We start from the raw sequence: 13151 nt of genomic DNA, 5'->3' as shown, positions 1-13151 counted from the left end.
CGCCATTCAAGGCACGGTGGGGCCCTGGGCCTCGTACTGGCGCAGCTCTTCCGGGGTGCCAAAGGAGGCATAGCGGGAGACGCGCGCGGAGCGCACCGTGCCTCCGGCCTCCAGGAGCAGGTTGTAGAGCAGTGACAGGTAGTACTCCCGCATCCCCTCCGTGATGGGCCGCTCCATGAGGTGCTGGCCCGCGGTGAGGAAGTGGCGCTCGGTGGCGAAGAAGTACGCGCCCATGATGGCCGCATCGGAGATGACCACCTTCTCCGCCGTGCGCACCACCTGGCCCGCCTCGCTCTTCGCGTAGCTGTAGCGGGGAAGCTGGGAGGGAAAGGTGAGCAGGCCGCCCGTCAACGTCGGGTCCTCCCCGGAGAGCGCGCCGCGCACCAGCTCGCGGTAGGCGGGGCTGTCGAACCACAAATCACAGTCCATCACCAAGAGGCCGCGCTCGCCCGTCATGCGCCCGGAGGCCGCCAGGGCCGTCTCCACCGCGCCTCGGGTCATCTCCTCCAGAATCACCACGTCCAGCCCAGGGATGGCCTCGCGCAGCAGCGTGGCCAGTTGGAACTGCTCCTCGTGGGGCCTTCGCACCACGGCGGTGTGCACCACGTCCAGCCCCCAGTCCGACAGGCTGGAGAGGGCCTTGAGCACCATGGGGATGCCATCCACGGGGATGAGGGGCTTGGGCGTGGTGAAGCCCGCATCGGCGAAGCGCGAGCCGAGGCCCGCCATGGGCAGCAGGACGTGGAGCGGACGCATGAGGGCGGGGACCTTTCCGGAAAGACGCTCAGGCCAGACGCTTGCGCGAGGGGTCCTCGCCCTGGAGCGGACTGGCGGACGTCTCCGACGCGTACTGGTCATTGAACTGGTTGAAGAGACGCACGGCGGTGGCGAAGAAGGCGGGCAGGCTGCTCGGGTTGATGCGGGCCCGGTAGGTGAGCATGCGGCAGTAGTGCACGGCCTCGTGGAAGAGCACCGTGCGGCGCACCTCGGGCGGCAGCGTGGTCTCGAAGCGCCGCTGGAGGTGGAGGTACAGCTCCGCGTAGCGCGAGGACATGGACTCCTCATACTCCACCACCGCGCCCTCCACCTTCGCGCGGGAGACCTGGCAGAGGAACTCGTAGCCGGAGTGCAGCGACTGGCACAGCTTGCCCAGGTCCACCACCGGGTCGCTGATGGCGTTCTCGTTGTTGGGGTCCAACACCAGGAAGTCGCCGTCCTCCTTGCGGACGATGAGGTTGTCCACCGTCAGGTCGCCGTGGATGGGGGTCTGCCGCATGCTGGCCAGCTCCGCCAGGGCGCGCGGGTTGGCTCTCAGTCGCGCGAGGGCCGGGCCCATGTTCTCGTAGTGCTGACCGTTGATGCAGAGCGTGTCGTGCGCGAGCAGCGCGGCCAGCGTCGGGCTCAGGGCCGCGGCGTCGTTCACCTTGGCCACGACCTTCTCGCGGAGGTAGCGCTCCAGCATGTCCGGCTCGTCGCGGCGCTCGGCGTGCTCGTAGAGGTGCTGGTCCACGAAGTCGAGGACCCGGTCCAGCACCTGCTTGCCGCGCTCCACATCCTCGGAGTGGATGAACTGGAAGAAGGGGACGTACTCCTTCCGGTACTCCAGGTCGAACGCGTAGTAGTCCTCCGTGCGCAGCTCCCGCAGGGGCCGTGGCAGGTGGGGCAGATGGCGGCGGGACTCCAGCCAGTCGTGCTGCGCCTTCAGCTTCTCCAGGTGCTGGGGCAGCGTCACCTTGCGCACGCGCAGGCCTTCACCGTCCCAGACCAGCAGGGTGCTCGCGTTGGAGCCGCCCTTGAAGGTGTGCACCATGCGGAAGTCGCCGCGCAGCTCGCCGGTGGACAACACGTGGCTGAGCGCCTGTCCGGAGAAGTACTCGTCCAGGAAGTGGCTGAACTCACGACTGATGTCCGAGTCGCGGTGCAGCTTGTTCTTCAAGGGCTCCAGGGCGACGGGGGCATCGGCGGCCTGCTCGCGGCCGCGCTGCAGCAGGAAGTAGAGCCCCACCGCGGAGAAGGGGCCGATGAGCACCGCCCAGGACACCAGCGACAGGCCCAGCGGGACGCCGTCGATGCCCAACATCCCGCGCGCCAGCTCGGAGAAATAGTAGTGGAAGGTCCCCAGGAAGCCCGGCCCCGACGGCACGCCCACCGCGAGGTAGGCGGAGACGGCGGTGCCCAGGATGGCCAGGGCCCCGTGGCCCGGCGCGAAGCCGTGGGCCAGCGCGGCCATGGAGCCCAGGTAGAGCACCCACATGCCCATGGAGGTGACGACGAAGCGGCCCAGGCGCGCGGAGCGGAAGATGACGTGGGTGCCGTAGATGATGGACCAGAGCACGAAGCGCGTCCGGTCCTTCAGTCTGTCATTGAGCAGCGCGGTGAAGGCGCCGACCGCGCGCAACATGCGGCGGTTCTGCGTGAAGAGCAGCCAGGCGAGGACGGCGACCGCGACGCTCGCCGCGCCCACGCCCATTGCCAGGCGCAGCATCAGCGCCGCCGCTTCAGGGGCCTGCGCGCGCGTCGCGAGTCCAATCCCCACCGCGCACAGCGCCAGCACGAGGCCATCCACCGCGCGCTCGAAGAGGATGGTGAAGAGCACCACCGCGCGGCTGATGCGCATCTGCCGACCGATGAGGTGCGCACGCACCAGCTCACCGAGCCGGAAGGGGAGCAGGGCGTTGAAGAGGAAGCCGACGGAGAGGCCGGAGAAGAGGATGCGCCATGTGGTGGGCCGCACCACACGCAAGAGCCGCTGGGCGTTCTTCGCGCGCAGGACATGGGCCAGCCCCTGGCAGAGCACGGCGAGGGGGATGACCCACACCGCCAGGGTGCTGTCGGGCACCCACTGACCGGACTGGTGAGACCCGTCGACGAAGCGGGAGAGGAAGGCGGCGCTGACGAGCAGCCCCACCGCCACCAGGGCCAGGCCCCAACCGCGAGCATGCTTCAAGGGGCCTCCTGGACGCGGACCACGGTGATGCCCGCGGCCTCGGCCGCCGCCACGCCACTGGCGCTGTCCTCGAAGGCGAGGCACTGCGCGGTGGGCACGTCAGCCAGTCGCGCCGCGCGGAGGTAGCCCTCCGGATGGGGCTTGGGGTGCTCCACGTCCTCGCCGAAGACGGTGACGTCGAAGAGGTGGGCCAGGTCGAAATGCGCCATCAGCGCACGCGCGTTGGTGGTCGCCGCCGTCGTCACCAGCCCGGTGACATGGTGGGCGCGCACCGAGCGCAGCAAGCCGATGAGCGGCAGGTTGGGGCGCACCTGGTCGAAGGACTCCGGATAGAAGCGGGCCTTGGCGTCGCGGACCCGCACGGCGGCCTGTGCGTCCAGCTTCGCGCCCACCTCGCGCACCATGGCGTCGAAGCGCAGGCCGAAGGCGCGCTGGTAGGCCGCTCGCTCCAGATTGAAGCCCTCCTCCGCGAAGGCTCGCCGGTACGCGACGAAGTTGGCCTCCTCCGTGAAGAGGAGCGTCCCATCCATGTCGAACAGCATGCAGCGGATCATCGACTCCCCGACGACGTGGCCTTGACCTTCGGGCACGCAACGCAAGGCCAGATACCGGGCCCCTGGCGTGAAGGCAAGGTTGGGCCCTTTGGTTTTCGTGGGCCTGGAGTCCTCGGGGCAGGGGCGGGGCCTGTGCTTCCGGTGCTCCCTCGCCCGGTGCTCACCCGGCCGGCGGGGCGAGCGAGGGAGGGGCCGACGCTCGGTGTCGCCACAGCCAGCGAAAGACAAGCAGGTGCCCGAACAGCGCCGCCTGGACCAGGACCACCGGCAGCCAGATGAAGGGCGCGGTGGTGATGACGGTATTGCGCGGCGTGGCCTCGAACACCCGGACGAACGGTGGCGATGCGAGCACCGCGATGGCGACGATGGTGAGCAGGAGCACCAGACCCGCCGTGTTCCAGGCTCCCACGAGCGCGCGGGGCGCTCGCCCCCTGTGGATGAGCCAGGCCATCACCGGCGCCGTCAGTCCCGTGAGGATGTCGAAGTTGAGCCCCTCGAACGTCATCTCGACCGGCACGATGCCCTCGCGGTGCAGCCCCCAGAGCGCCACCTCCACCGCGACGCGGAAGACCTGAAACCCCACGAGGGACTCCAGCGACAGCCCGAGCACCAGCCGCTCGCCAAACCTGGAGCCCGCGAGCACGAGCGTCAGCACCGTTGTGGGCAGGATGACGCCGAACACCGCGGGCGGCATGGAGTCCATGTCGGCGAGCGCGCCGCGCGCCGCGAGCACGCCACTCGAGCCCAGCACGAAGGCGACGACACCCACGGCCAACGCCGTCCAGCGCAGCGTCCCACGTGGGGTCTCCCCGAGTCGCCGCCCCGCGTGCCAGGTCGCCACCACCAGGAGGCCCGCGACGGCCAGGACCAGCACCCCGAAACCGCTCGTGAGGACCGACGACGGAGCCCGCATGGTGGTGTCTCCCGAGCTCTCCTTCTAGCTCGACGCTCCGTGGCGCGGCGAATGGGGATGGCGGATCTTCGACGGAGGCCGCTCCACGGAGGCTGGGGTCGAGGCGCCGAGCCCCCGATGCGGCGCCACTACAACGCGGGCACCGGCCAGCCCCGTGGGTAGATGAGATAGGCGGTGCCTCCCGAGCGAGACAGCCACAGCGGCTCCAGCTCCGAGCGGAAGTAGGTGCGCCGCACGGCGGTGTCGCCGGCGCCAGCTGGGTCGTTCACCACGGGGTTGCCGGTCGCGTCGAAGCCCGCGAGCACCAGGAGGTGGCCCGCGGTGGAGGGAATGGGAGCGCCGGTCAGCTCGCCCTTGCCCCACGCGACGCTGAGGATGGCCGGCACGCTGGCGGAGAGCCACGGCTCCAACTGGGCGAAGCTCGTGAAGCGCGCCACGTGAGCCTGAAAGCCCTGGCGGGCCGCATACGCCGTGTTGAACGGCCAGTTGCCGTGACCGCCGTAGTACCAGTCGTGGGTGCCGCTGACCGCCGCCCGCACACTCGACTCGCAGCCACCGGTGTCCTGCAACCAGTACTTCAGCACCATGGCCGTGGACGTGGGGCTGCACCAGACCTCGCCCCCATCGGGGTAGACCATCTGCGAGCACCGGGGCACGTCGAGCACCTGATTCCAGCGAGCGGGGTTGCCGGCCGGGACGGTGGGCCTGGCCTCCGGCGAGGTGGAGAAGGTGAGGGCGCTGGCATGCAGCGTGGGCGTGGCCACGCCGTCCGCGCTGAACAGCCGGGTCTTCACCTGCCACGCGCTCGCGGCCGACTTCTTGGCGGTGACGAGCAACGTGTCGATGGAGACCCTCGCCACGGTGTCCGCCTGCGAGTCCACCGAGTGGCGCCGCACCGTGGCGCCCTCCGAGGCCCACACGCCCAGGCTGAACCACTTCGTCCAGGCCCCTGCCACCTGCACGCGGACGAAGGTTTCCACCCAGGTCCCCGTGGGCGTGGTGGCCTCCCAGGAAGCGATGGCCTCGCGGAAGCTGAACGCACTGGTGATGATGGGGCTGGTGGCCTCGCCTTGAACGAACGAGCCGCCGTTGTAATACGTGCCCCCATGGTAGCCCCCGGGCCCGTACGGGTCCGTGCCGGCCCAGGCCTGACCTGGAAAGAGCTGAAGGGCGCCATCCGCCGCCCTGCTCACGCCGCTGAGTTGCCAGGTGACGAAATCGCCCCGGCTCGCCGCCCAGCGAATGGAGGCGCTCTGCCCCGCGGTGGCCATCGCCGGTACGAGCGCGAGGGTGATGAGCAGCACGAGCACGGCCGACCTGCACTCCCTCATGACGCCTCCTGGGTATCCTGGTCCGGCATTTATTGCCTGTTTGGGCGCCGAGCGCATCCCCAGGGCCCTGGGGGGCCCCAGGTGATGTCTGGATTTGAAGCAGGGGTCCTGGAGGTGACGGTGGCTGCCTCCGCAGGGGAGGCGAGCGGACGTCAGCGTGCGAAGCCGGGTGCACTGGAGGCCCGGGGCGGGGTAGAGAGGGGGCTCGGAGGCGTGAAAAGAGATGGACGCGAACGCAGTGGCGGAGCTGGAGAAGGCGGGCGTGAGGGTGGACGCTCCGGACCGGCTGTTTGTCGCAGTGGAGTGGGAAGACCAGAAGCACGTGGTTCCCGTCGGCGCTCGCGCCCAGGTGCGGGCCGGCGAGGTGCTCACGCACGTCACCCTCCAGCCCATCTCCAAGCTGTGGACCGGTGACAAGAAGCCCCCCAGCTTCGCCAAGACCCCGCCGCCCGAGTACCACCCCTTCTTCATCCTCATCGAGGCGACCGCCGCCGGCTATTGCCGCGCCGTGCGCAACACGGAGACCGACCAGGAGTTCGAGCGGCTCTACCGCCACCTGGCGCGCCGGCCCGACGGCACCGACCGCAACCCCTTGTTCTCGTACCTCCAGGGCGCAGCCCGGCTCTACATGTCCCTGCGCGACGTCAGCCAGGCCGAGTTCGAGGCCGTCGTCCTGCGCCTCCACCAGTCCGCCAAACACCACCAGACGCACGTCGGAAGCATCAACTACTTCCAGGACGTGCTGCGCGGCGTGCTCGGAGCCTGAGCTTCACCCGTCCCGCCGCGTAGGTACGGGGGGCTGAAACTGGAATATCGTGCGCCGCCGCCCGTTCCCGGGCGTCTTCCTCTTTGACAGGAGCACGGATGTTCCGTCAGTCCCTCCTCTGGACGTCGTGCCTGGCGCTGCTGGTGGCTCCCGCCGCCGGCGCCCAGGCGCAAGGCAAGGCGGCCTCCAAGCCCGCCGCCTCGTCCTTCCAGAAGCTCGGCGCCAGCGTCGAGACCCGCACCTTCAAGAACGGCCTCAAGGTCATCGTCTGGCCCGACCACGACATCCCCAACGTCGCCCTCTACAACTGGTTCCGCGTTGGCAGCCGCAACGAATACCCAGGCATCACCGGCCTGTCCCACTTCTTCGAACACATGATGTTCAACGGCGCCAAGAAGTTCGGCCCCGGTGAGTTCGACCGCGTCATGGAGGCCAACGGCGGCTCCAACAACGCCTTCACGTCCGAGGACGTCACCGTCTACCAGGACTGGTTCCCTCGCACCGCGCTCGACATCATCTTCCAGCTCGAAGCCGACCGCCTCCAGCACCTCGCCTTCGACCCCAAGGTCATCGAGTCCGAGCGCGGCGTCGTCTACTCGGAGCGCCGCTCCGGCGTGGACAACAACAACGAGGGCGCTCTCGCCGAGCAGGTCCAGGCCACCGCCTTCGTCGCCCATCCCTACCAGTTCCCCGTCATCGGCTGGCCCTCCGACATCGAGTCGTGGCGAATCGAAGACCTCCAGCGCTACTTCAAGACCTACTACGCCCCCAACAACGGCACGCTCATCTTCACCGGCGCCGTCACGCCCGCTGAAATCTTCGCGCTCGTGGAGAAGTACCTCGAGCCCATCCCCGCCCAGCCCGCGCCCGAGCCCGTCCGCACCCAGGAGCCCGAGCAGCAGGGAGAGCGCCGCGTCGTCGTGAAGAAGATCTCCCAGTCCCCGCTGCTCCAGCTTGCCTACCACGGCATGTCCGGCAAGGACGCCGACGTGGAGGCCCTCACCCTCCTGCTCAACATCCTCGGCGACGGCGACTCCTCCCGCCTCCACCGCCGCCTCGTCGAGGAAGAGCGCGTCGCCATCCGCACCAACACCATGTACACCCCCGGCTTCGACCCGGGCCTCGTCTGGTTCACCGCCGACCTGCCCACGGGCGGCGACCTGGCGCGCGTCGAAGCCCTCATCACCGAGGAGCTCGCCCGCGTCGTGAAGGACGGCGTCACCGACGCCGAGCTGCGCAAGGCTCGCAACATCACCCTCGCCAACTTCTGGCGCTCGCTGGAGACCATCAACGGGCGCGCGTACGCGCTCGGCTCCTCCGAGGTCTTCCGCGGCGACTTCCGCAAGGTCTTCGACGCCCCCGCCCGCTACGAGCGCGTCTCCCGCGACGACATCCGCAAGGTCGCCGCTCGCGTCTTCGTCCCCCAGCGTCGCACCGTCGGCTGGCTCGTCCCCACCGACGCCGCCGACTCCGCCACCCCCGCCACCCGCAAGGAGGCCGCGCGATGATTGCCCCCCTCTCCTGGAAGACCGTCCTCGCCGCCGTCCTGCTCTCCTCGGGCCCGGCCGCCGCCCAGGGCACCACTCCTCCGAAGCCCGCCACCGCGACCACCGCGGCCCCCCAGGGCGTGACTCTCCCCAAGCCCACCACCGTCACGCTGAAGAACGGCGCGCGCGTGCTGCTGGTGGAGCGCAAGGACCTGCCGCTCGTCGCCTTCAGCGCGTGGCTGCGCGGCGGCGCGCTCGCGGACCCCGCTGGCAAGGAGGGCCTGTCCGCCCTCACCGCGGAGCTGCTCCAGAAGGGCGCGGGCACCCGTGACGCCCGCCAGTTCGCCGAGGCCGTGGACGGCGTCGGCGGTGTGCTGGAGACGCGCGCGGAGCTGGAGAACCTGGTCGTCAGCGGCCAGTTCATGTCCCGCGACAGCGCGCTGATGGTGGAGCTGCTCGCGGACCTGCTCACCCGCCCGCGCTTCGCCCAGGACGAACTGGAGAAGACGCGCGCGCGCATGGCCTCCGAAATCACCGCCGCCAAGGATGGTGACCCGCGCGGCCTCATCAACACCTACTTCGAGGCCTTCCAGTTCACCGGCCACCCCTACGGCACCCCCGTGGACGGCACCGAGGCGTCCCTGCCGGGCCTCTCCCGCGACGACGTGCTCGCCTACGCCAAGAGCCAGCTCGGCGGCGACAGGCTCATCCTCTCCGTCGTCGGTGACTTCGACAGCAAGGCGCTCGCCGCGAAGCTGGAGGCCGCGCTCGGCGGCTGGGCCCGCGCCGCCAGCCCCGCCCCGGAGGTCGCCACCACCACCGTCTCCAAGGGCCGCCGCGTCCTGCTGGTGGACAAGCCCGACGCCACCCAGACGTACTTCTCCATCGGCAACACCGGCATCGCCCGGAACGACCCGGACCGCGTCACCGCGAACCTGGCGGGCACGGTGCTCGGCGGACGCTTCACCTCGCTGCTCAACACCGAGCTGCGCGTGAAGTCCGGCCTGACCTATGGCGCCCGCGCCGGCTTCTCCCCGAGCGCCCACCCCGGCCCGTTTGTCATCAGCTCCTTCACCCAGACGGACAAGACAGACAAGGCCATCGACATGGCCCTGGATGTCTTCACCCGCTACCGCAAGTCCGGCATGGATGACGCCATGCTGGCGTCCGCCAAGTCCTACGTGCTGGGCCAGTTCCCGCCCCGGCTCGAGACGGGCGGCCAGGTGGCCGACAAGCTTTCGGAGCTGGCCTTCTACGGCCTGGATGCCAGCGACGTGGATGGCTTCGCCACCGCCGTGGCCGCCACCACCCGCGAGGGCGTGGGCACCGTCATCCAGCGCGCGCTGCCCGCCCCGGAGAACCTCACCTTCGTCCTCATCGGCAAGGCCTCCGCCATCCGGGAGATGGCTCGCAAGTACGGCCCCGTCACGGAGATGAAGATTTCAGACAAGCGCTTCTCCCCGCCGCCCGCGCCCACCAAGCGCTGAAGCAAGCTCCCACGTCATCCGGGCCCGACACACTTGAGCACCCGTCGGGCCCGGGTGTCACACATGGCGCGCAATGCCTTGCGCCGTGAACACGAATGCCCCTGTTGGGCCTCCCCGATGCCATCGGCTAGGGTTGACTGGCCTTACTTGAATTGGGGGCTTCACGTGAAGATGCTGCGTTTTTCTTTCCTGCTGGGCGCGACGTGTGTCGCGGCGCTGGCGGGGTGTGGAAGTGATTCGTCCGTGCCAGGGGGACTCGGAGAGGGCTTGTCCTCCGTGGACACGGATTCCAATGCCTCGGGTGACGGGACGTGGATGGGGGAGCCCGTCGCCGAGGGTTGTGGGCCGGATGCGGGAGTGCCCGGGGATGGTGGCTCGCCCGACGCCGGCGTGGATGGAGGGCCTTCGAATCAGCGCGCGGTGCTGGTGAAGGACACCACCCGCTTCTACACGTCGGTGGGCGTCGCCGAGCGCGAGGAGGACCTGTCAGCGAATCCTCCCGAGGTGCTCGTGTTCAACGGGTCCACCTTCACGCTGTTCCTGGGCTCGGCGGCGAACGGAGGGTGGCTCTTCACGGGGGTTCCGCCGGGGCCGTTCTACCTGCGCACGGGGGGGACCTACCTGGTGACGTCCTCGCGCTACGTGGACATCGGCCGCAACCGCCTGGGCCGGCCGGATGCCGAGTACGCGGATGTCTCCATCTCGCCCCTCCAGGCCAACCTGCTGGGCCTGGCGCCGTGGAAGCCCTACACGGGCAGCTTCCAGCATGGCTCCAGCCTGCAGCTCACCTCCGGGCAGGTGGACCTGTATGCGTCTCCCTTCTTCTACGAGGGGGTTGCCGACGGAGCCACCTCCATCGTCACCTCCCAGGCCGAGCTGGGCTCGAACCTGGGCCACTTCCCCGTCTTCGAGGCGGACCGAGGGGACCGGCTGTACATCAATCAGCTCAGTGAGTTCAGCGCGGGCTCGCTCCCGGATGGACGTCCGCTGGGGTACTCCGCCGTGGAGCGCGCGGTGCAGGCGGGTGCTTTCGACCACAGGCCCGACGGCATCACCCCGATTCCCGTCACGGGTCTGCTCCAGCCGGTGCGGATGCGGGAGTTCCCCCTCGAGTGGCGCCTGCCGGAGTTCGCCCGGCTCACTTCGGAGGTCCATCCCAACGCGCTGCCCGGACTGCCCCGGTTCGATATCGTGCCTGGCCCGCACGGGCTGGCGGACGGGTGGATTGGTTATACCGGTGAGCTGCTCACGGTGGACCTGCCCCGGGGGGCCGCGTATGACTTCACGGCCCGCCTGAAGTTCGGCAATCCCTATCCGTCGAACTGGGGCCTGGTTGGCGTGGTGTCCTACTCGTTCCGGAATCAGGAGGCGCTGCCGGATGGCTCGGGCAGGCTGGGCAGCATCTCCGGGAGCTACACGGCCTGGGATGAGTTTGACCACCTCATCGCGGGGCCCGTGGTGCCGCGGGTGTCGCCGCCCCGGTCCTTCACCATCGACGGCGTGCCCGCGAGCGCTCCGCGCAAGGTGGGCACCGCCAGCCCCGTGCTTGCCTGGGTTCCGCCGGCGATCGGCACGCCCGCGGCCTACCGGGTGTCCATCTCGCGGCTCGACCTGGAGTCCGGCTTCTCATCGACGTGGAGGGCGTTCTACCTGCCCGGCTCGGCCACCCAGCTCCGGCTGCCTCCGGAAGTCCTGGAGCCCGGCACCACGTACCACGCCACGGTGGCCGCCATCGACAGCCCCCAGCTCGACATCGAGTCGTACCCCTTCAGGACCCTGGAGCGGCTGCCCTACCGCTCCGCCAGCACCGTGAGCTCCTACTTCACCACGCCGTGAAGCGTGCGTGACGGTTGATGGAATGGCACCCGGGCCCCGGCGTTCTTCATGACGCCGGGGCCTTCGTGTGTCTGGTGTTGCCGGTGGCGAGCGCCCCGCGCGCGCGAAACGCACGGCGCCTCGAGATGTCTCAGGGACGTCTCAAGTACTTGCGCGGTGAAGGCGGGTCAGGCGTCCCTGGGGAGTCTCCATGGTATCGGGCGGGGAGCACGATTCCTCCTGAGACAGGTGTTTCTTCATGATGATGCCGCGGAGTTCTTCCCTGCTGGGCGCGACGTGTGTCGTGTGGCTGGCGGGGTGTGGAAGTGGTGCGTCCTCCTCCGAGCGGGAGCCCCAGGCGACAGGCCAGACGCTGCTCGCCGATGACACGGTGCTGGTGACGAGCACCACGCGCTTCTACACCTCGGTGGGCATCGCCGAACGCGTCGAGGACCTGTCGGCGAGTCCTCCTGAAATCTACACCCATGACGGGGTCCGCTTCTCGCGAAACACCGGCTCCGCGGTGCCGGGAGGGTGGCGATTCACGGGCGTGCCGCGAGGGGAGTACTACCTGCGCGCGGACCGCATCAACATGACCGACATCCTCACGTCCGCGCGTCACGTGGATATCGGCATCAACCGTCTGGGGCGTCCGGATGCCGTCTATACGGACGTCGACTGGTTTCCCCTCCAGCTCGACCTGCGAAACCTGTCGCCCTGGGTGCCGTGGACGGGCGACTACCAGCAGGGCTCCAGCTTTCAGGTGGTCTCCTCGGAGGTGGACATGTTGGGGGAACTGGCCCTCTTCGAGGCTGTCCCCGAGGGGGCGACCTCCCTCGTCACCAATGAAGCGGGGCTGCTCTCCTATCTCTGGACCAACATCCCCGTGTTCCAGGCGGACCGGGGGGACCGGCTGTACGTCAATCAGTTCAGTGAGTTCATCGCGGGCAGGACGTCCGATGGGACGTTGGTGGGCTACTCCTCCTTGACGCGCTCCGTGCGACTGGCGCCCTTCGACCTGGTGCCGAGCTGGGAGGAACCCTTGCCCCTGCCCATCTCCACGGAGCTCCAGCCCGTGGATGAAAGGGAGGTCTCTTTCGATTGGCGCCTGTCCGAGTTCGCTCGCATGGCTCCGGAGGTCCACCCGCGCGCCGTCCCCAGGGGGTCCTCGTTCGCGGTCCGGCCCGCTCCCCATGGACCGGCGGATGGGTGGGTTGGCTACGCGGGGGAGTTGCTCTGGATGAACATGCCCCAAGGGACGGCGTCTGACTTCCCGACTCGCCTGCGGTTTGGCAACCCGTACCCTTCGAACTGGGGCGTGGTCGGCAGTGTGTCCACCCTTTATTTCTCTCCGACACAACTGCCGAGCAACCCGGCGCGTTTCATCAATCTGGCGAGTTCCTATACCGCGACCGAGGCGATCGAGGACCTCACCGCCGGCCCGGTGATTCCGAAGGTGTCGCCGCCTCGCTCCTTTCGCATCGACCGGAAGCCGGCCAGCGACCCTCAGCGGGTGAGCTCGCTCAACCCCATGATTTCCTGGGTCCCTCCCGCCGTCGGCAAGCCCACGGCCTATGAGGTCAAGGTCAGGCAGTACCTCCCCGAGTTCGGGGCCATGCTGGACCTGGGGTCCATCTATGTCCCCGGCTCGGTCAGGGACGTGCGACTGCCCCCCGGAAAGTTGGAGCCGGGCGCCGAATGCTACGTGACGGTGACCGCCGTCTACGCGCCCCTGTGGGACGTGGAGCATGCTCCGTTCAGCACGCGGGACACGGTGCCCTACCACTCCGCCGGCGCCTTCAGTTCCTTCTTCACCGTGCCCTGAGGCGGCGCTGATGGCCCCGGCGTTCG

Annotated in this window: 10 protein-coding genes; 5 read left to right on the top strand and 5 right to left on the bottom strand. The window is 69.1% G+C overall.

Going from position 1 to position 13151, the window contains the following annotated elements:
- Nucleotides 1-6: 6 nt before the first annotated feature.
- The 5 genes from HUA78_RS11380 to HUA78_RS11360 form a co-directional block, all read right to left on the bottom strand.
- Nucleotides 7-756, bottom strand: a complete 750-nt coding sequence (locus HUA78_RS11380; RefSeq protein ID WP_174459914.1) for an NTP transferase domain-containing protein — start codon at nucleotides 754-756, stop codon at nucleotides 7-9.
- A gap of 28 nt (nucleotides 757-784) precedes the next feature.
- Entirely contained in the window at nucleotides 785-2947 is a 2163-nt protein-coding gene (locus tag HUA78_RS11375; RefSeq protein ID WP_174467597.1) for a lysylphosphatidylglycerol synthase domain-containing protein, read from the bottom strand.
- Entirely contained in the window at nucleotides 2944-3537 is a 594-nt protein-coding gene (locus HUA78_RS11370; protein WP_141645513.1) for an HAD family phosphatase, read from the bottom strand. The genes HUA78_RS11375 and HUA78_RS11370 overlap by 4 nt, the downstream gene beginning before the upstream one ends.
- 124 nt (nucleotides 3538-3661) lie before the next feature.
- On the bottom strand, nucleotides 3662-4414 hold the full coding sequence (locus HUA78_RS11365; RefSeq protein ID WP_174467595.1) for a hypothetical protein: 753 nt from the start codon (nucleotides 4412-4414) through the stop codon (nucleotides 3662-3664).
- 128 nt (nucleotides 4415-4542) lie between these two features.
- Nucleotides 4543-5745: a C39 family peptidase gene (locus HUA78_RS11360; RefSeq protein WP_174467594.1), complete on the bottom strand. Its 1203-nt coding sequence runs from the start codon at nucleotides 5743-5745 to the stop codon at nucleotides 4543-4545.
- A gap of 223 nt (nucleotides 5746-5968) precedes the next feature.
- Between HUA78_RS11360 and HUA78_RS11355 the strand changes: the two genes are divergently transcribed.
- The 5 genes from HUA78_RS11355 (at nucleotide 5969) to HUA78_RS11335 (ending at nucleotide 13125) form a co-directional block, all read left to right on the top strand.
- Nucleotides 5969-6511: a hypothetical protein gene (locus tag HUA78_RS11355; RefSeq protein ID WP_141645510.1), complete on the top strand. Its 543-nt coding sequence runs from the start codon at nucleotides 5969-5971 to the stop codon at nucleotides 6509-6511.
- A gap of 98 nt (nucleotides 6512-6609) precedes the next feature.
- Nucleotides 6610-8019, top strand: coding sequence for a pitrilysin family protein (locus HUA78_RS11350; RefSeq protein WP_174459909.1), 1410 nt, complete (start codon nucleotides 6610-6612; stop codon nucleotides 8017-8019).
- On the top strand, nucleotides 8016-9485 hold the full coding sequence (locus tag HUA78_RS11345; RefSeq protein WP_174465396.1) for a pitrilysin family protein: 1470 nt from the start codon (nucleotides 8016-8018) through the stop codon (nucleotides 9483-9485). Before HUA78_RS11350 ends, HUA78_RS11345 begins: the two co-directional genes overlap by 4 nt.
- Before the next feature lie 171 nt (nucleotides 9486-9656).
- On the top strand, nucleotides 9657-11321 hold the full coding sequence (locus HUA78_RS11340) for a fibronectin type III domain-containing protein (RefSeq protein WP_254623670.1): 1665 nt from the start codon (nucleotides 9657-9659) through the stop codon (nucleotides 11319-11321).
- Nucleotides 11322-11559: 238 nt separating this feature from the next.
- Entirely contained in the window at nucleotides 11560-13125 is a 1566-nt protein-coding gene (locus tag HUA78_RS11335) for a hypothetical protein (protein ID WP_174457374.1), read from the top strand.
- The last annotated feature ends 26 nt before the right edge of the window (nucleotides 13126-13151 follow it).

The organism is Myxococcus sp. CA033 (assembly GCF_013336625.1).
In the GTDB taxonomy this organism is placed as follows: Bacteria; Myxococcota; Myxococcia; order Myxococcales; family Myxococcaceae; genus Myxococcus; species Myxococcus llanfairpwllgwyngyllgogerychwyrndrobwllllantysiliogogogochensis.
Note: the sequence above shows the minus strand (reverse complement) of the source record. Positions and strands in the feature narration are given on the sequence as shown.